This is a genomic window from Hymenobacter sp. M1-2 (assembly GCF_057808495.1).
This window is the reverse complement of sequence record NZ_JBTYZO010000037.1, coordinates 1-18,538: the sequence shown is the minus strand read 5'-3', so window position 1 is coordinate 18,538 and position 18,538 is coordinate 1. Positions and strand designations below refer to the sequence as shown.

Here is an 18,538-nt window from a genome sequence, read left to right as displayed (position 1 = left end):
CTTGCTAGGAGGTGTTTTTGTTTAATGGCTGTGGCGCGGACTCCAGTCCGCAGCCTATACCACTCAGGTTGGACACTTTAAAATGGCGGGGGCGCTTCCAGCATCTGAAGGCGCTGTTGCGCTTCTTACAGTCCTCCATGTGGGTGCACCTAACGTGACGATGTGCCTTACTGCGTTCAGCCCATATCCCGATGAAAGAATCTGGTTGTTGAGGCAGCAGACTGAAGTCCGCGCCACACTCTGAGTGGGGCGTATCGGCAGCTGAAGCCTAGGTCGCTTTTTTAGTGCCAACCAGCGTCAGGATGGAGCTCAAACCTAGTACGAGGGCGCTGCCGATGATATTGAACCAGAGGTAGCCAATGTCGGTGCGCCAGAAGAGCAGCAGCACCACAATTTGCGCCACGATGGCCGACCAGAACACGGCCGTGCCGCCCACCCGCTTCAGGAAGAAGGCCACCATGAAAATGCCCAGAATGGTGCCGTAGAACAGCGAACCAAGAATATTGACGGCTTGGATCAGGTTTTCGAGGCGGGCGGCAAAGGTAGCGAAGGCAATGCCCAGCACGCCCCAACCCACGGCAGCCCAGCGGGAGGCGCGCACGTTGTGAGCTTCATCGGCGAGCGGGCGGCTAGGGCGGTACAGGTCGATGACGGTGGTGGAAGCCAGGGCGTTGAGGCCGGCGGCGGCGGACCCCATGGCCGCACTCAGCACAACGGCAATCAACAGGCCCACAAGGCCTTGCGGCAGGTAGTTGAGCACGAAGGTGAGAAAGACGTAATCGGTGTCTTTGGCTTCGGCGGAAGGCACAGCTTTTTTGAGCAGCACCTGCGCTTGTTGGCGTAGGCCCCGGCTAGCGGCGTTAGTAGCTTGCAGGTTGGTTTGCGCCGCGGCCAACTGCGTTGGGTTGTCGGAGTGCAGGGCTTCAACTAGCTGCGTGGCAGCCTGGCGCTTGGTTTCAAATAAGGTGGTGTGTTGCTCTTCTAATTCGCGCAATGCGGGGCCATACTCCGCAGAACCAGCTACCCGGTCGTAGACGGGGCGGTTGAAGGTGAGCGGCGGCGGGCTGAACTGGTAAAACACGAACAGCAGCACCCCAACCAACAGAATCCCAAACTGCATGGGCACTTTCACGAGCCCGTTCATGAGCAGGCCCAGGCGGCTTTCGGTTACGCTACGACCGGCGAGGTAGCGCTGCACCTGGCTTTGGTCGGTACCGAAGTACGACAGCGCCAGAAACAAACCGCCCGTCATGCCCGACCAGAAATTATACCGGTCCGTGGGGTCGAAATGAAAGTCTACCAGATTGAGTTTGCCTTGGTGCCCGGCCACTTGCAACGCATCCTGAAAGCTCACTTCGGCGGGCAGGTAATGCACCAGCAGATAGCCCGCCACCACCATGCCCGTGAAAATAACGGCCACCTGCCCTTGCTGCGTAACCGTGACAGCGCGCGTGCCGCCGGTTACGGTGTACACAATCATGACACCGCCAATGAGCCAAACCGTAAGGTTGATGTTCCAGCCCAAAATGGCCGACAGCACCAGTGCTGGGGCGTAGAGCGAGAGGCCATTGCTGAGGCCGCGCTGCACCAGAAACAGAATGGCCGCTAAGGTGCGGGTACGCCGGTCGAAGCGGCCTTCGAGGTACTCATAAGCCGTAAATACCTTGAGACGATGGTAGATGGGCACGGCAAACAGCGCAATCAGCACCATGGCCAGGGGCAGGCCGAAATAGAACTGAATGAAGCGCATACCATCATCGAAGGCCTGGCCGGGCGTGCTGAGAAAGGTAATGGCCGAAGCCTGGGTGGCAATAATGCTCAAGCCAATGCCCCACCACGAAGCGTCCCGGTCGCCGAGCAGGTAAGAATCGAGGGAGACGCCGGCCCGACGAGTGCGCCAGGTGCCATAGCCCACAATGAAGAGCAGCGTGCTGCTGAGCACCAGCCAGTCGAACGTACTCATGCAGCGAAGAAACGGGTGAGATAGGAAAAGGCGGCTACCTCCGCGGCCAGAGCCGCCAGCACCAGCCAGTACCAAGCCGACCAGGACGGTAACAACGGGGGCTTTTCAGTTTCGGGGGAAGTAGGCATGCAGGGTGAAGATAGTAGACAAGGCGCTGGAATAGGCGGCGCAGCAGGTAACAAGCAACGAAGGTCGTGTAATCAAACAACATCAGCTAATGGAGCCTCACCCCCTAGCCCCCTCTCCCGTGGTGAGGGGGGACTAGCTGCTAATTTCTAGAGCCAGCTCCCCTCCTTTTTCAAGGAGGGGTTGGGGGTGGTTGACAATCGTTGCACAACAACTAGCTCTAACTTTCTAGCTCTAGCCAACCACCCCGGCCTGCGGCCACCCCTCCTTGAAAAAAGGAGGGGAGCGTGACTAGTTCTAATTCTAGTTCCCCCTCTCCCTTTGGAGAGGGGGTTAGGGGGTGAGGTCACCGCCCCAACGACACCATGTTGGTGAGCAAACGGTAGGCGCCGGGCACGCCAGCCGGCAGCTCCCGGAAGAAGCTGAGGCCGGTGTAGATGTAGTGGCCCTTGCCATAGTCAGCGACGAGGATGGCGCCTTCTTTGGCGGGCTCGTTGGGGTCGTGGGAGCTGAGTACGGTCTGGTATTTAGCGTCCCACTGCGAAGGGTAATAGAGGCCCTGCTCTTGCACCCAGCCTTCAAAATCCTTGGTTGTGATTTTATTGGGGGCGTTGAGCAAGGGCTGCTTGGGGTTGAGGAAGGTAACGGGGGCATTTTCCACCGTTACCCGGTCGTTGGAGAGTGTGAGCGGGAAGGGGCCAATCTGCGGAACGACGGTGCCGCGGTTCACCACGTACTGCACCACCATCGTACCGCCGTTTTCCACGTACTTGAGCAGCGTGGGCTGGAGCGTTTTGAGCTTATCGACGGTGTTGTAGGCACGTACGCCTAACACCACGGCATCGAACCGGCGCAGATTTTGGTCGGTGAGGTCTTCTGGTTTGAGCAGCGTAACAGTGTAGCCGATCTGGCGCAGGGCGTCGGGCACTTCGTCGCCGGCTCCCATGAGGTAGCCAATTTCCTGGCCTTTGCGCTTGAGGTCCAGCTTCACGAGCGGGGCCACGGCCTCGGGGAAAAGCGTCTGGGTGGGAATATGGTTGTACTCGATGACCTGGTAGCCACGCGAGTACGCTTGACCATCTACGGTAGCTACGGCGCGCAGCTCGGTTTTGCCCTCAACTGCGCCCGCGCCGGGCTGCACCCGAAACTGCACGGTTTGCTCGGCGTCTTTGGCGGCAAGCTCAAACAGAATGCTGGCGGGTTCGGCTTTCCAACCGGCGGGCAGCGTGAGAGCCACGGAGCCTTTCACCCCGGCTTTACCGGCACGGAGCGTTACGGGCACTGTTTTGGGCTGCGCATCGGCAAAGACGTAGGCCCGCCCGGCAATGTTGACGGCTACAGTTGGCACTACGGTGAGTGGCCGGTACTTCTCCCCTTCTACCGGGTCGGTGCTTTTGTATTGGACGGGGATTGGAGGAAAGTGCGTATTATTTTTTGCGAACAGGAGTACATGTGCAACTGGCGGATTATTCGGCCAGCCTACTAAGTCTTGACTTGATAGCGTCGTCATTGGTGTGGCTTGAGGCTGACGGCCACCGAACGGGGGATACAATGTCGTACGGCCTATTGGGTATTGCTCGGGTATAGCATACATACCATTCGTACCCTGTACCTGCAACCAATAGGGTTGCGAGATAGGCAGAAAGGGAATTGTAGTCTCTTTTTTCTTGCCGCTCCCTTTTTTTGTACCAATTCCAGCGGCCGAAAATGTACTTACTCTGCCCCGTAAGGATATGCGAACAGCTTCGCCCGCCTCAATCACGAGTGGTTTTGCGAATGAAGTGTCGATATCCATCAATCCGTAACTGTTGATATGGCTTACTTCCATAGGCGAGCCTGATCTATTTGCAACCTCCAAGCTGACAGCAACTAATTGCCCCGCTGTTACGGCAGAAGTTTCCGCAATAGCCTCAGCATATATACCTGATGCGGCCCAGATAATTTGTTGTACTGCATCAAGCTTTTCTTCCTCCCAAAAAGACTTCCCACCTTTTTTTGACTCTGAGGCTACTGCTTCTTGCAGTGTAGCCCTCACCTTCAGCAGACCCTCCACACTAGCCGACGGATTTGCTGGGTCATATTTTCGAATCACCTCATCTACGAGCTTACCCACCGCCGCGCCACCGGACACCCGGTTCCAGGTCATGTCGATGCCTTCGAATGGGTCTTTGGCCGCCTTGTCTCCTTTTAAGTACTGGAAGTACTCCAGGGCCTCGCCGCGGGTGGCGGTGGAGCCGAAGCCTTGGCTTTTGTGCTGGGAGCGGCTGCGGGCGGCTATTTCGCCGTAGCTCTGGCCGAGGAAGGGGTTGTAGCCGCCCGCATCTAGCTTGAGGTAGCCGCTTAGGTCTTCGCCGGGTTTCACGAAGAAGCTGCCCGTGTTCCAGAACAGCCGCTTGGGCTGCCAGGCTTGGACATATTGCAGCTGTTCCGGGAAACGCTTCGGGTCACCGGCCGCGTCGAAGGCTTCGATGGCGAGCATGGCAGAGGCGGTGTGGTGGCCGTGGCCGGCGCGGGCATCGGGCGGGAAGCGGGTGATGAGCACGTCGGGGCGGCGCTGCCGGATGACCCACACCATGTCGGCGAGTACCTGCTCCTTGTCCCAGATAGTGAAGGTTTCTTCGGGCGTTTTGGAGAAGCCGAAATCGTTGGCGCGGGTGAAGAACTGCCGGCCCCCGTCGATGCGGCGGGCGGCGAGCAGCTCCTGCGTGCGAATCACGCCGAGTCCTTCGCGCAGCTCGGGGCCGATGAGATTCTGTCCCCCGTCGCCGCGGGTGCAGCTCAGGTAGCCGGTCTCGACCAGCTTGCCATTGGCGAGGTAGGCAATGAGGCGGGTGTTTTCATCGTCGGGGTGGGCGGCGATGTAGAGCACCGAACCTAGTACGTTCAACTTTTTGAGGCCCAGTAGAATGTCCGACGACGACCAGGTTTTGGGGGCCTGAGCCGCGCTTCTACTTGGCAATGAGCAATGAGCAATGAGCAAGGCCAGGGTCGTGGCGAAGGAGCGAAAGCGCATACGGGAGCTACTAGTTGAGGCGTGAAGATAACCCGGCGTTTCGCACACTACTCATTATGGCCATTCTCCTCTTCCAATAGCAAGCTTTTGCTGCTGCTCATCTGGTTTCATCCGTACATATAGAGTATTTACCCATTCAGTATCTATTTTTGCCCTATGGATAATTATTTAATCTCTATCAAACATATTTACATCCGGTAATTATAGCTTTTAACTCTATTGTAGTGCTAATAGGCCTCTTGATGATTAGTATTTGTTCCTTTATACATATTATTTATCCTTTCAAGAATTAGATATGCCTGGTGCGCGGCAGTATAAATCCTTTCGATTTGTACGGATGTCCTTCCGTTAAATGTGTTTGTTCTTCCCAACGGTGCTTTTACTTTTTCTTACGGCCTTTTTATTCTATCAGTCGTGCCGGTTGTTCTTCCGTAGCACCTGTTTGTCCTTTCGAATTTGCTTTTTATTCTTTCCGTCGGTCTTTTTATCTTGTCGCTGACATATTCATCTGTTGGGTAGCAGATCATATCTGTCATGCTCTTACTTTCAGTACTTGCAAGCAGGCCTCCGCGCTAGCCGGTGTCCCAACCAGACAGTTGCAGGCGCTCATACGGCTTTTTCGCGCGCTTCGAGGACTGTTTGTCTCACTCATTAACCCAAGTTGCGGAATAGCCGCGTAGCGGCTCCAGGGTTGTAGAAAATTAGGCTTAAAACGCCTCGCGCCGCGTAGCGGTGCTAGATCGGCTGGCGGCTCTGGCACCGCTACGCGGCGCAACCCACCCGAACCCCGAACCGACTGGGGTCTACAAATCTGTCACCGCTACGCGGCCACCCCGCAACTTGGGTTCATTACTGTTTTTTCTGCTGGTATGCTCGATTCCACACCTTCTAATCTACCAACTTCTCCCGTTGTGGAGCAGCTCGTGCAGCGCATTGCCCAGCGGGGCGTGCCCCCTCCTATTCTCATGACGCCGGAAGCCATTCGGGGGCGGCTGGGGCAGGCCCTGGGAAAGCGCATGGGCACCAAAGACCCACGCCGACGCCGGACGCTGGCACACATTGTATACGCGCTCATGGCGGCGCCGGCGCTTAGCAATGCGGAGCTGGGAGAAATTGCGGGGCTTACTCCCCAGGCCATACAGCGCGTGGCCGACGGGCTGCGCAAGGAAGGACTGCTGGAGGTCTACTACAAGCAGAACGTGCGGTTTCAGCGCCTTAGCCACGCGGGCGAGGACTGGATACTGCCGCACGCGCAGGGCACGGCCTGATCTTCCGGGTTCGGCGGATGGATTGCACGGTTTATGATGCGTCCGGGGAAACGGAAACTTTGTCTATTGCGGCAGAGTTTGCAGCGGAGCGTCCGCTTACCAGCCGTTTGCGTACATGCCGTTTTATTTTCTGCTAAGTTTCTGATGAGGTTTTCTTTTTCTTCCCGGCTGCGTCTGTTTGGCCTGGCCTTGTTGCTGCCTACGCTGAGCACGGCCCAGAACGCGGCTCCCGTGATGCCCGCCGTACCGCAGCCGCAGTGGTACCTGCTCGACCCCACCGCCGACGGCGTGATGGGCGTGAGTGCCCGCAAAGCCTACACCGAGCTGCTGAAAGACCGGCCCTCGGCGCCGGTGGTAGTGGCCGTTATTGATGCCGGCATCGATACGGCCCACGCGGATTTGAAGCGCCTGCTCTGGACCAACCCCAAAGAGGTGGCCGGCAACGGCAAGGACGATGACGGCAACGGCTACATCGATGACGTGCACGGCTGGAATTTCCTGGGTGGGGCCGACGGCCGCAACATCGACGTAGAAAGCTACGAGGATACCCGCCTGCTGTTCCGGCTCAAGCCACTCTACGAAGGCAAAACCCGTAACTCCGTGCCCGCCGCCAAACGAGCCGAGTACGATCTGTACCAGAAAGTAAAGAAAACCCAGGCCGAAAAGGTGGCGGAGAATTCGGGCCGGGTCCAGTCGCTGGGCAAGTCGTATGAGCTGACCAAGGAAGGCGCCGAAAACCTCAAGCAGGCCCTGGGGCTGCCGCGCCTCGATACGGCCAGCCTGCGCCGCGTCTCCCCCACCGACCCCAACCTGTACCGGGCGGCCCTGGGGCTGTACAGCAACCTACGAGAAGGCGGCTACGGCGACCTGGAATCGGTGCTGGTTGATATGAAAGAGGGCCTGAGTGAAACCAAGAACCAACTCGATTTCAGTCTCAATCCGGCCTACAATCCCCGCGCTACCATCATCGGCGACAACCCGGAGGATACCAAGGACCGCAATTACGGCAACCGCGACGTGCACGGCCCCGACCCCAGCCACGGCACCCACGTGTCGGGCATTATCGGGGCCGACTGGCTCAATAATGTGGGCGTGCTGGGTTTGGCCAACAACGTGCGCCTGATGGCCGTACGGGCCGTGCCCAACGGCGACGAGCGGGACAAGGACGTAGCCAACGCCATTCGCTACGCCGTCGACAACGGGGCCCAAATCATCAATATGAGCTTTGGCAAGTACTACTCGCCGCAACGTGAGGCGGTAGAAGAAGCCATTAAATACGCTTCCACGAAAGGAGTGCTGCTGGTGCATTCGGCCGGCAACGAGAGCGAGAACATGGACGTGAAAGTGGAGTATCCGGCACCAGTATACCTCAGCGGCCAGCGCATCCCGAACCTGATTACGGTGGGCGCCGCCGCCCGCACCAACGACCAAAGCCTGGTGGCGGAATTCTCGAACTACGGCAAAAAGAACGTGGACGTGTTTGCGCCCGGCCACCAGATCTATTCCACGCTGCCGGGCCAGCAATACGGCAACAAAAGCGGCACCAGCATGGCTTCGCCGGTGGTAGCCGGCATGGCGGCCGTGCTGAAATCGTACTTCCCCAGCCTGACAGCCACCGACCTGAAGCGTATTATTCTGGAGTCGGCGGTGGTGTACCATACCAAGGTGCAGCAGCCCGGCACGCGCAAGGAGGTGGATTTCGCGGAGCTGTCCAGCACGGGCGGCCTCGTAAACCTCTACCGCGCCGTGCAGCTGGCTAGCGGGCAGGCGCTGAAATAACCAGTGCCCGCGGGCTGAAGCCCGGGGCTACGCAGCGGTTGTGTACAAGCAGCAAAATGCCCGCAGCCGCAGATAGGCCCGTCCCCCATAGCTCTAGCGGGGCGGCATATCGGTAGCAAAAACAACGTTGAGAACAACCAAGCCCCAGCGGGGCGACACTGCGCTGATGCCAGTGTCGCCCCGCTGGGGCTTGTCCATTTTTAGCTCGGTTGTTCTACCGATATGCCGCCCCGCCGGGGCGTTAGATTCCGCAATGTGAAGCGGCTATATGTTTCCGTCTTGGTGTCTTGGCGAGAGGAAATGACTCCTCTCAAGCCAGCTGCTTAAAGCTACCTCATCCTGCGTCCTGGCAAGGGCACATAGGCTGGCACGGTGGCCGGAATACCGGGCAACACAAGCAGTAGTAAGTAAGCGGGCAGGTTGACGATGGGCACCAGCAGCGCCAGCGCGTGCCAGCCGCTGAGGCGCAGGTCGTGGAGGCGGCGTACGGAGAGCAACGCGGCCAAGGCGGTACACACGGCTAGCAAGACGCCCATTAGCAGCACGTGGTACCAGGTTTGCGGCGGGCTTGGCAGGTAGTAAAGGGTGGACAGCGGAGCTATGGTCAGCACCAGCCAAAAGCCATACTCGAAGCGGCCGAAGCGGCCTTCCAGAAAGTCGAATTGTTTCATGATAATACTAGAATCGGGGTAGACACGAGGCTCCAAAATTCGGGCCAGCTTCGAGCCAGTTTCGGGCGCTTTTGCGTGCGTCTCAACATTACAACCCGCCCGGCGTACCCCACCCTATATATTGCGGCCATGCTCCTTCCCCAGTTCATCATCCTCGACAAGCTCCGTCGCCGGGCGGGTAGCCCGCCACCCGTCAGCCGGTTTCGGCGCCCAACCGGCAAACGCGACGCTGCGGCCCGTCGGTGGCTGCGCCAGCACGTGATGAGCACTGTCTTTCTGCTGTTGGGCGTATTCTCGGCGGCTTTCGGCTTGAAGGCCTTTCTGTTGCCGAATGATTTCATCGATGGGGGCGTGACGGGTATTTCCTTGCTGGTGCGCCAGCTCACGGGCCTGCCGCTTTCGGCGCTAATCGTGGTCATCAACGCGCCGTTCATCGTAATGGCGTACTTCCAGATGGACCGGGTGCTGGCCTTCAAATCGTTGGCCGCTATTCTGGCGCTGGCCGGCGTGCTGCTGCTCGTGTCGTTTCCGACGCTGACGCAGGACAAACTGCTGATTTCCGTTTTCGGGGGCTTTTTCCTGGGTGCGGGCATCGGGCTGGCCATGCGTGGCGGCGGCGTGCTCGATGGCACCGAAATCCTGGCCGTGTTCCTGAACAAGAAAACCAGCCTCACCGTCGGCGACATTATTCTGCTCTTCAACATCGCCATTTTCGCGGTGGCAGCCTGGGTGTTGTCCATCGAAACCGCGCTGTACTCTATTCTGGCCTACTTATCGGCGGCCAAAACCATCGACTTCATCATTGATGGCATTGAGGAATACACCGGCGTCACCATCGTATCGGGCCGCTCCGATGCCATCCGGCGCATGATCACCGAAAAGCTGGGCCGCGGCGCAACCGTCTACAATGGCAAGCGTGGCTACGGCACCCGCGGCGACCAGCCAAATCCGGTGGAAATTGTCTTCACTGTGATTACCCGCTTGGAGCTGGCCCGCCTCAAAACCGAAGTAGAGCAAATCGACCGGCAGGCGTTTATGGTGATGCACAGCGTGAAAGACACCAAAGGCGGCATGATCAAGAAACGGCCATTGCACTAGGCAATGAGTGAATAAATCCCTCTGACGGCCTAGTCCGGCAACTGTTCATTGTCAATTGCTCATTGTCGTTGGCTCCGGTCTGCTCGCTTTTTCGGCGAGCAGACCGGTCGAAGTATGCGCCATCTGTTGATTACCCCACGTTGCGGAATAGCCGCGTAGCGGTCGAAGGCTTGTAGAGTACCAGACCTGAAACGACGACGCGCCGCATAGCGGTGCCAGAGTGGCGAGCTTCTCCGCTACCCCCGAACCGATTGCGGCTACAACCCTGTCGTCGCAATCGGTTCGGGGGTAAGCATGAATTGTGGCGACTAGGAAGTGAAACATCATCAGCATACTTCGACCGTTCAGCTCGCTGAAAAAGCGAGCAGACCGGAGCCAACGACAATGAACAATGAACAGTTGCCAGGCCTTTAGGAAGTTCTTCATTCTTCATTAACCAATTGTCCAGTTTCCCTGTCAAGTGGGCGTCGCGTAACTTCGCCGCATGAATTCTCTCTTGCTGCAAGACCTTTATATCTATCCGGTAAAGTCGCTGGGCGGTATTCGCCTCACCCAATCTGCAATTGAGCCGCGCGGCTTGCGCCACGACCGGCGTTGGCTGTTGGTGGACGAGAAAAACAAGTTCATGACGCAGCGCCAGCTGCCGGCTATGGCGCTGCTGCGGCTGGCGCCCGCCTACAACGGCTTCCTACTCACGCACGCCGAGCGGCCCGACCTGCTGCCCCTCTACATTCCGTTCGAAGCCACGCCCGAACGGACCCTGTTCGTGACCATCTGGAACGACATCGTGTTTGCCTGGCGCGGCACATCTGAAGCCGACGAATGGCTGTCGGAGGCACTGGGCCGCTCGTGCAAGCTGGTGTACATGTCGGACATGGCCCGCCGCGACGTAGAGCCGGAATACAACCCCGAAGGTCAGCTCGTGAGCTTTGCCGATGGCTACCCGTTTCTGCTCATTGGGCAAAGCTCCTTGGATGAGTTGAACACCCGCCTCGCCGAACCCGTGGCTATGGACCGGTTTCGGCCCAACCTGGTGGTGAATGGCAGCGCCGCTTTTGCGGAAGACTCCTGGGCGCAGTTCCAGCTCGGCGGCCTGCCATTCCGGGCCGTGCGGGCCTGCGGGCGTTGCGTGCTCACCACCGTAGACCAGCAGACGGCCCAGAAAAACCCGCGTAGCGAGCCGCTTCGCACCTTAGCCAGCTACCGCACCGTCGATGGCAGCGTACAGTTCGGCCAAAACGTAACCGGCCCCGGCCGCGGCCACCTCCGCATCGGCGACGCTTTGCAAGTTGTCAGCACGAAGTGAGGTGATTGGGTGAGAAGGAGGTAACAGGTTTTTAGGTGACACGTGACAAGTAATTGGCGAGGTGGTGTGTTACGTAAGTCTTTTTGCCTCATTGCCTATCACTATTAACCTGTCACGTGTCACCTCCTCACCTAATCACCCCCTCAAAGCATGGACCGCGAATTTGTGCTCACTTTTCTTCGGGAATTAGCTGCCAACAACCGTAAAGCCTGGATGGATGAGCACCGTGCGGAGTATCAGCGGGCACGCGGAGCTTACACGGAGCTGGTGCGGGAGTTGCTTACGAGCTTGCAAGAGTTTGAGCCCGACGCGCGCGACCTGACGCCCTCCGACGTGATGTACCGCTTGCACAAGAACGACCGTTCGCAACGCGACCCTGAAATCTATAAGCGCCACCTGGGTGCAGGGCTGAAGCGGAACGGGCGGCAAAGTCCCTGGGCGGGCTACTTTGTGGCGCTGGAGCCGGGCGGCGAATCCTACGTGGGCGCCGGGCGCTGGGAGCCGGAACCGCAGCAGCTGGCCCGTATCCGGCAGGAAATTCACTACGACGCGCCCACCTTCCACGCGCTCCGCCAAGCCCCCGATTTCGTGCGCCACTTTCCCGCCGGCTTCGACCGAACCGACGTGCTCAAAACCGCCCCCAAAGGCTACGATCGAAACGACCCGAACCTTGAATGGCTGCGCCTCAAACGCTACTTCGTGTGGCGCCCCTTCCCCGACGCCGAAGTGCTCCGCCCCGACTTCCCCAAGCGCGTAGTAGAAGCCTGGCGCGCCGCGCAGCCGCTGGTCAGGTTTTTGAATGAGGCGATGAAGTGAAGTAAGATAGTGTCCTTGCGAGGCGCAGCCGTGGCAATCCTTCCTCTCTCTGAGACCAGCCTACTGAAGCAGTAAGCCCTTGGCGTTAGGTTAGTAAACTAATGCCAAGGGCTGGTCTGTATAGAAGAGGTGAGTCTTCGAGAGGAAGGATTGCCACGGCTGCGCCTCGCAAGGACAGAGGCTGCGCTGGAATGATGCTACTCTTAGAAGAGTCCGAACAACGTGCTGTTGATTCGTTCGATGATAATGCCTAGATCCTCGGGGTGTTGCACGTAGTCGAGCTTGTTGACGTCGATGATGAGTAGCTTACCGTACTTATAGCCGGCAATCCACTTCTCGTAGTGTTCATTGAGGTTTTTGAGGTACTCAATTTTGATGTTATTCTCGAATTCGCGGTTGCGCCGCTCGATTTGCTGAATGAGCTTGGGCAGGTCGGCGCGCAGGTAGAGCAGCAGGTCGGGCGGGTCTACCATGCTAATCATGGACTCGAACAGGCCCAGGTAGTTCTGGTAGTCGCGCTCCGACATGAGTGTCGATTCGTGCAGATTGGCGGCGAAAATGTGCGCATCCTCGTAAATAGTCCGGTCCTGAACCACGCCTTTACTGGCTTGTTGCAGCTCTTTGATGCGCTGCGTCTGGCGGAAACGGCTGTTGAGAAAATATACCTGCAAGTGGAAAGCCCACCGCGGCATATCGTCGTAGAAGTCCTTGAGGTAGGGATTGTGGTCGACGTCTTCGAGGAATACTTCCCAGTTGAAATGGTGCGCCAGCTTGTTGGCGAGCGTGGTTTTACCGGCCCCGATGTTGCCGACGATGGCAATGTGCATACGTGAAAAAGAAAGCGCACCTAACCGCCGCGGCTAGGCCCGAACCACAAAAATACAGAAGCCCTTGAAAGCCGCCGCACCTGTTTAGCTTGCTTCGGTTCTTTCTTATATTTACTCACTACCATATTTACTCCTGCTCCTCGGTAGCCTTACTCATGTCTGCTTCTCTGCCATCCTTCCTTTTGGAGCCTGAGCCGGGGCGTGCCCTGTTGCCCGGCGCGCAACCGCTCACGCTTCTACGCGACGAGCACGGGGCTCCACTCCTGCGCCAGCTCTACTACGCGCCAGAGCGGCTGCTCTACGTGCAGTGGTTTGGCAACCTAACTCCCGAGTCCGTTATTGCGGGGGCGGAAGCTATGCTCGATACGCTCCGGCAACTACGCCCACTCCTATTGCTCAACGACAAGAGCATTGCCACCGGCGACTGGCTGGAAGCCATGGATTGGGCCGAATTTGAGTGGCTGCCCCAGGTTCGGCAGTATGAGTTGCGGGCTTTTGCCTACGTTTTTTCGCCGGACATGCACAACCAGCTAGCGGCTCTTGAATTCATTGCCCGCGTTCGGCGCGACCTGGACATCCTGCTCTTCTACGACATTGACATTGCCCACCGCTGGCTACGCGACAAGCTGTAAGCAAAGGTCATAACGCAAAAAGCCTTCCTCCGCACTAGTGGCGAAAGAAAGCTTTTTGGTGATAATAGCTCGATTACTCGGCCATAACGCCTTTCACGTCGCGGGCTTTTTCCAGGGTGCGAAACTCACCTTGCCAAGAACGAATACGCACTCGCTCTTCCAGCGGCAGTTGCTCGCGCACTTCCTCGTAGCGAGCGTTCAGGCGGCCTAGCACGGCGGAAGCGTTGCTCCAGTCGGCGGCGGTCCATTGGCGGCGCTGGGCGCGGGTGGTTTCAATGAAGCGACCGTAGAGGTCGGGCAGCTCGGAGGCGCGGGCGCGGCTCAAAATTACCTTTTCGCCCAGGAGCCGGTCTTGCGACTGTTGAGCCGTTTCGGGCTTGCGGGCGGCCCGGTCGAGGCTGTCTTGCCGCGCCGACCAGTTGCTGTAGCGTTTTTTCTGCGTATTGTATTCGCGTTTGCCTTCCACCGTGAGACTGTCGACGGCCTTATCGATGCGCTTGCTTTGGCGGTCGAATTCGGCGGAAACCTTGGGCGATTCGCGCACCACATCTTCGGTTATGCGGTCCACTTTTTCATTCACCCACTCGGAGAAAATGCGCAAATCGCGCTCCACGGCCGAAGCAGTGCTGCTGGTGGTGCTGGTTGCCGGGCGCTTAGCGGGCGCGGGCGCGGGTGTTTTCTGCTGCGCTACTACCGCGGAAAAGGAAAGCAGACTGGCGGCCAACGCGAGAGGGAATAATTTCATGGGACGAAGAAAGTAAGAGCAGACAAAAACCAACGGCACGAACGGGTGCCATCGTATGCAGGAGCTGGCAATTTCTGGCCCAAAAACGAATACCGGTTGGGTTTGGGTTCGGTTTTCCGTGAAATAATGCCGTTTTTGCGCCCCATGTCACGCGTCGAACCTGCTTTTGCAACCATCCGGGCGGCCACTCTGGCCGACATTCCTACCATTATTGAGTTGGCCGAAGCAACCTGGGAGCCGACCTACCGCTTCATCATCTCGAAGGAGCAGATCGACTACATGTACCGCGTGATTTATACGCCCGCCTCGCTACACCGTCAGATGACCGACGACCGCCACACCTTCCTGCTGCTGCACCAGGAAGAGCAACCGGCCGGCTACGCCTCGTTTTCGCGGCGGCCGGTGGCCGAGCCGGTTTTCAAGCTGCACAAAATCTATCTGCTGCCTTCGCACCAGGGGCAGGGCCTCGGCCAACAGCTCTTGACGGCGGTGGAAGCCGCCGTGCAGCAAGCCGGCGGCCATACGCTGGAGCTGAACGTAAACCGCCACAATCCAGCCTTGGCCTTCTACGAGCGGCTGGGTTTCCAGCAGCACCGCGAAGAAGACATTCCCATCGGCCCCTACTGGATGAACGACTACGTGATGCGCAAAGAGCTGCGCTAATACTGGTTACACTTTAGCGGTGAAGATAGCTTAGCAGCCCAAACACGTGAAGCCTTCTTCGGCCAGTACAGCCCGCTGGCCGTAGTAGGAAGAGTTTCTACCTTGATTTTCCTTTCTTCATCCAGCCCCGGCTACCGCCTAGGCTTCATACTTCACCACATGGCTACCAAACTCACCGTCCTCAGCAATGGCTCTCTCCGCGTAGAGGGCACCGATTTTGAACTCGTCGATGCGCAGGGCCAGCCGTACGGGCTGGGCGGCCGGGAACGAATCAGCATTTGCCGCTGCGGTCTTTCCGGCAACAAGCCCTTCTGCGACGGTTCGCACAAAGGCCATTTCGAGCACGACGCGCAAGCTTTCGACCTGCCTGCGCCGGGCACTCCCGTAAAACCCGCCGTACCGCCCGGCACTCCTTCCGAGGCCGGCGGCACGCCGCTGGCGTAAAGTCACCGAACGTAGAAGCGGCGCTTCAACCCATCAAACGGCCTTGTTAACAGGCATTTTGGTGAGTTGAAGCGCCGCTTCCGCGTCTATGATATTATTGGTTAGGCTTTTTGGAACAGCTCGTTCACGAAGTCTACGTACTCCTGGCGGGCTTCTTCCTGCGACTTGCCCCGTAGGCTAGCCCAGGCATCATACTTGGCTATGGCTTTGAAGTCGAAGCCGCCGGGCCTCTCGCCGGTGCTGTCGCCTTCGCTGCCTTGCTTGTAGAGGGCGTAGAGCTTGAGCAGGCTCATGTTGTCGGGCTTGGAGGGCAGTTCTTTGCTGCGGGCAGCGGCGGCTTCAAATTCTTCGGGCGTGGCCATGTTGGGAGGTGGTTGAGGATGAATACTGCGGCCGGAGCCTGGTGGAGCTTTCGGCGGGAAAAGATACATATTGCCGCGGATATAGGCTGCATGCAGCGCTTTTTTGGCAGGCGTTGCACTGGCTTGGGGCGTAGCAGAATAGGCGAGCGGTACGGCGAAGGTGCGATGCGGCTCGTGAATAAGTAAGTTGCGCTGCCGATGCCGTTGTCGGCTGCCAGCTTAATCCGCTATGCGCCCCAAACTTTCTCTTCTCCTTCTCTTATTGCTGACCGGCTACCTCTCCGTAGCGCAAACGAAACCCAAGGTGCTGCAATTTCACAACCCGGCGGGAGTGGCGCCGCCCAAAGGCTACTCCCATGTTGCGAAAATCGACTTAGGAACGGCGACCATGCTCCTGCTTTCGGGGCAGGTGGCGCTTGATGCGCAGGGCAACACCGTGGGGCCCGGCGATGTAGGCAAGCAGGCGGACCAGGTTTTTCGCAACATCAAACAGCTAGTGGAAGCGTCGGGCGGCACGATGCAGCACGTAGCGAAGCTCTCCTACTTCCTGCTCGATATTTCGCAGATTCAGGCGGTGCGCGACGTGCGGGACCGATACCTCAATACCGCCGCGCCGCCCGCCAGCACCGCCGTACAAGTGAGCAAGCTGTTCCGCGACGACCTGCTCATTGAGGTGGAAGCTACGGTTATCATCCCCAAAAAGTAAACTTGCCGGAGTAAGGCACCAGAAGCTCTGTAACACGCAAGCTCGGCCAATTGTGGTCGGGCTTGCGTGTTTTTGCTGCGGATTGGCGGGTAAAACGCTTTATTGCGGCGTCCACCTTACTTCCCGCTCCTATGCGAAACTGGCTACTCACCTTTCCCGCCGTGTTGGCGGCCTCCTTGCTCCCTCATCTTGCTTCGGCCCAGAAAACTTACTTGCACTGCGGCCGACTGCTGGACATGCGCTCCGCCGGGGCCCGTGCGCAAACTGAAATGACCATTGTAATAGAGCAAGGCAAGGTGCTGGCCGTGGAACGCGGCTATACGGCTCCCTCTGGTCCGAAAGACCAGGTTATCGATCTGAAAAATCGCACCGTACTGCCCGGCCTCATCGACTGCCACGTGCACTTGGAAGGCGAAACCAGCAAGGATAACTTTCTGCGCGAATTCACCGAAAACCCCGCCGACGTGGCCTTTGGCTCCCTCGACCACGCCCGCAAAACGCTGTTGGCCGGCTTCACCACGGTGCGCGACCTAGGCGGCTCCGGCGTGAATGTGGCCTTGCGCAACGCCATCAACCGCGGGCAGGTGGTGGGGCCGCGCGTATTCACGGCGGGCAAAGCTATATCGGGCACTGGCGGCCACATGGACCCCACCAACGGCTACCGCCAAGACCTTATGGGCGTACCCGGCCCCGCCGATGGCGTAGCCAACGGCCCCGAGCAGTGCCGCCAAGCCGTGCGCGAACAATACAAGCGCGGCTCCGACCTCATCAAGATTGCCTCCACGGGTGGCGTGCTGAGCGTGGCTAAAGACGGCTCTTCGGCCCAAATGACGGAAGAGGAAATCCGCGCCATCGTGACCACGGCGCGCGACCTGGGCTTGAGCGTCGCCTGCCACGCTCACGGCGCCGAAGGCATGAAACGCGCCATCCGAGCGGGCGTGACCAGCATCGAGCACGGCACGCTCATGGACGAGGAAACTATGGAATTGATGCGCGCAAAAGGTACTTGGTACGTGCCAACTATCACCGCCGGTAAGTCGGTGGCTGACTCGGCGAAGATTCCTAATTACTACCCAGCCCTCGTGACGCCCAAGGCCCTAGCCATCGGCCCCAAACTCCAGGACACATTCGGCCGCGCCTACAAGAAGAAGGTGAAAATTGCTTTCGGTACTGATGCCTCCGTGTTCCGGCACGGTGTAAATGCGCTGGAATTTCGGTACATGGTGGAAGCTGGTATGCAGCCGCTGGAAGCCTTGCGCACGGCCACGGTCAATGCCGCTGAGTTGCTCGGCCAGACGCAGAACCTAGGCACCCTCGAAGCTGGCAAGCTCGCCGATGTAGTGGCCGTGGAAGGCGACCCAACGCAGGACATCAACGCCATGCAAAAAGTAAAATTCGTGATGAAGCAAGGCGTGGTATACCGACAGGAGTAGCACAAGCTAGGCTGGTGTGTGGGCTGATGAAAAGCTTGCTTTAAGAACCTCAACTGCAACATTTACGCAACCAAACCGCGTAACAGGAAGCTCCCCACTTCCCGCTATGAAACCTACCGACCTCAACAAACTCGTCCAGAAGTTCCTGCAATACAAGCTCACGGTAGCCTTTGCCGAGAGCTGCACGGCGGGCCTGCTGGCGTCGGAGTTCGTGAGGGCTACGGGTAGCAGTGAGGTGCTGCTCGGCTCCGTCGTGACGTACCATCCGCTGGCCAAGCAGCGGCTGCTTGGCGTGAAGAAGGAAACCTTGGAACTCTACACCGCCGAAAGCCAGCAGGTGACCAATGAGATGGTAATGGGTCTGCACAAGCACCTGCCCACCGCCAACATTTGCGTGGCCGTCACGGGCCTCTGCGCCAGCGGAGCCTCCGAATCGGACGACAAGCCGGTGGGCACCATGTATTTCACGGTGCTCTATCAAAACCGCGCCTACGAGCTGCGGCAGGAGTTCGAGGGCAGTTGCGACAAAGTGCGCCAGTTAGCCGTCGACTTCATCCTCGACTACCTCAACAACCTACTCGACACCCACGCCGAGCAGCAAGCCGGCGAGGCCGTAGCGGAGAAAACAGAGTAACTGATGTTACGCAACGAGTCGGGCGAGTTGTTGATACATAGCTTTCACGCCT

18 protein-coding genes are annotated in these 18,538 nt (G+C 58.5%); 11 read left to right on the top strand and 7 right to left on the bottom strand.

What is annotated here, in order from left to right; all coding sequences use genetic code 11:
• Positions 1-268: 268 nt before the first annotated feature.
• The 3 genes from ACYSMN_RS24285 to ACYSMN_RS24275 all read right to left on the bottom strand — a co-directional run bounded on the left by ACYSMN_RS24285 (position 269) and on the right by ACYSMN_RS24275 (position 5,102).
• Positions 269-1,963 (bottom strand): sodium:solute symporter family protein, encoded by a 1,695-nt coding sequence (locus ACYSMN_RS24285; RefSeq protein WP_488926524.1) that lies wholly within the window; start codon positions 1,961-1,963, stop codon positions 269-271.
• Positions 1,960-2,091, bottom strand: coding sequence for a hypothetical protein (locus tag ACYSMN_RS24280; protein ID WP_488926523.1), 132 nt, complete (start codon positions 2,089-2,091; stop codon positions 1,960-1,962). Before ACYSMN_RS24280 ends, ACYSMN_RS24285 begins: the two co-directional genes overlap by 4 nt.
• Positions 2,092-2,435: 344 nt before the next feature.
• A complete protein-coding gene (locus ACYSMN_RS24275) occupies positions 2,436-5,102 on the bottom strand; it encodes a PIG-L family deacetylase (RefSeq protein WP_488926522.1) in 2,667 nt (888 codons plus the stop codon).
• Between the two features lie 869 nt (positions 5,103-5,971).
• On the opposite strand from ACYSMN_RS24275, the gene ACYSMN_RS24270 reads away from it, so the two are divergent.
• The gene (locus ACYSMN_RS24270; protein WP_488926521.1) at positions 5,972-6,370 is read left to right on the top strand and encodes a MarR family transcriptional regulator; all 399 of its coding nucleotides are present in this window, start codon (positions 5,972-5,974) and stop codon (positions 6,368-6,370) included.
• 144 nt (positions 6,371-6,514) lie between these two features.
• Positions 6,515-8,149, top strand: a complete 1,635-nt coding sequence (locus ACYSMN_RS24265; protein ID WP_488926520.1) for a S8 family peptidase — start codon at positions 6,515-6,517, stop codon at positions 8,147-8,149.
• A 329-nt stretch (positions 8,150-8,478) separates the two neighbouring features.
• On the opposite strand, the gene ACYSMN_RS24260 is transcribed toward ACYSMN_RS24265, so the two are convergent.
• On the bottom strand, positions 8,479-8,820 hold the full coding sequence (locus ACYSMN_RS24260) for a DUF805 domain-containing protein (RefSeq protein ID WP_488926519.1): 342 nt from the start codon (positions 8,818-8,820) through the stop codon (positions 8,479-8,481).
• 129 nt (positions 8,821-8,949) lie between these two features.
• Here ACYSMN_RS24260 and ACYSMN_RS24255 point away from each other — a divergent pair, with 129 nt between their 5' ends.
• The 3 genes from ACYSMN_RS24255 (at position 8,950) to ACYSMN_RS24245 (ending at position 12,040) form a co-directional block, all read left to right on the top strand.
• Positions 8,950-9,918 (top strand): YitT family protein, encoded by a 969-nt coding sequence (locus tag ACYSMN_RS24255; RefSeq protein WP_488926518.1) that lies wholly within the window; start codon positions 8,950-8,952, stop codon positions 9,916-9,918.
• 484 nt (positions 9,919-10,402) lie between these two features.
• Entirely contained in the window at positions 10,403-11,224 is an 822-nt protein-coding gene (locus ACYSMN_RS24250; protein ID WP_488926517.1) for an MOSC domain-containing protein, read from the top strand.
• A 150-nt stretch (positions 11,225-11,374) separates the two neighbouring features.
• Positions 11,375-12,040, top strand: a complete 666-nt coding sequence (locus ACYSMN_RS24245; RefSeq protein WP_488926516.1) for a DUF2461 domain-containing protein — start codon at positions 11,375-11,377, stop codon at positions 12,038-12,040.
• Positions 12,041-12,243: 203 nt separating this feature from the next.
• On the opposite strand, the gene ACYSMN_RS24240 is transcribed toward ACYSMN_RS24245, so the two are convergent.
• Positions 12,244-12,867 carry a deoxynucleoside kinase gene (locus tag ACYSMN_RS24240; protein ID WP_488926515.1) on the bottom strand — a complete coding sequence of 208 codons (624 nt, stop codon included), beginning with the start codon at positions 12,865-12,867 and terminating at the stop codon, positions 12,244-12,246.
• Between the two features lie 155 nt (positions 12,868-13,022).
• Between ACYSMN_RS24240 and ACYSMN_RS24235 the strand changes: the two genes are divergently transcribed.
• A complete protein-coding gene (locus ACYSMN_RS24235) occupies positions 13,023-13,499 on the top strand; it encodes a hypothetical protein (protein WP_488926514.1) in 477 nt (158 codons plus the stop codon).
• 73 nt (positions 13,500-13,572) lie between these two features.
• Here ACYSMN_RS24235 and ACYSMN_RS24230 read toward each other — a convergent pair whose 3' ends face one another.
• Positions 13,573-14,244, bottom strand: a complete 672-nt coding sequence (locus tag ACYSMN_RS24230) for a hypothetical protein (protein ID WP_488926513.1) — start codon at positions 14,242-14,244, stop codon at positions 13,573-13,575.
• Between the two features lie 144 nt (positions 14,245-14,388).
• Here ACYSMN_RS24230 and ACYSMN_RS24225 point away from each other — a divergent pair, with 144 nt between their 5' ends.
• Together ACYSMN_RS24225 and ACYSMN_RS24220 are read left to right on the top strand one after the other, a co-directional pair.
• Positions 14,389-14,907: a GNAT family N-acetyltransferase gene (locus tag ACYSMN_RS24225; protein WP_488926512.1), complete on the top strand. Its 519-nt coding sequence runs from the start codon at positions 14,389-14,391 to the stop codon at positions 14,905-14,907.
• Positions 14,908-15,066: 159 nt separating this feature from the next.
• Entirely contained in the window at positions 15,067-15,351 is a 285-nt protein-coding gene (locus ACYSMN_RS24220) for a CDGSH iron-sulfur domain-containing protein (RefSeq protein WP_488926511.1), read from the top strand.
• 101 nt (positions 15,352-15,452) lie between these two features.
• Here the strand turns inward: ACYSMN_RS24220 and ACYSMN_RS24215 are convergent, their stop codons facing one another.
• Positions 15,453-15,713 carry an acyl-CoA-binding protein gene (locus ACYSMN_RS24215; RefSeq protein ID WP_488926510.1) on the bottom strand — a complete coding sequence of 87 codons (261 nt, stop codon included), beginning with the start codon at positions 15,711-15,713 and terminating at the stop codon, positions 15,453-15,455.
• Between the two features lie 229 nt (positions 15,714-15,942).
• Between ACYSMN_RS24215 and ACYSMN_RS24210 the strand changes: the two genes are divergently transcribed.
• The 3 genes from ACYSMN_RS24210 to ACYSMN_RS24200 all read left to right on the top strand — a co-directional run bounded on the left by ACYSMN_RS24210 (position 15,943) and on the right by ACYSMN_RS24200 (position 18,486).
• Positions 15,943-16,419, top strand: a complete 477-nt coding sequence (locus ACYSMN_RS24210; RefSeq protein WP_488926509.1) for a RidA family protein — start codon at positions 15,943-15,945, stop codon at positions 16,417-16,419.
• Positions 16,420-16,550: 131 nt separating this feature from the next.
• Positions 16,551-17,852, top strand: a complete 1,302-nt coding sequence (locus ACYSMN_RS24205; protein WP_488926508.1) for a metal-dependent hydrolase family protein — start codon at positions 16,551-16,553, stop codon at positions 17,850-17,852.
• Positions 17,853-17,958: 106 nt separating this feature from the next.
• Positions 17,959-18,486 carry a CinA family protein gene (locus ACYSMN_RS24200; RefSeq protein WP_488926507.1) on the top strand — a complete coding sequence of 176 codons (528 nt, stop codon included), beginning with the start codon at positions 17,959-17,961 and terminating at the stop codon, positions 18,484-18,486.
• The last annotated feature ends 52 nt before the right edge of the window (positions 18,487-18,538 follow it).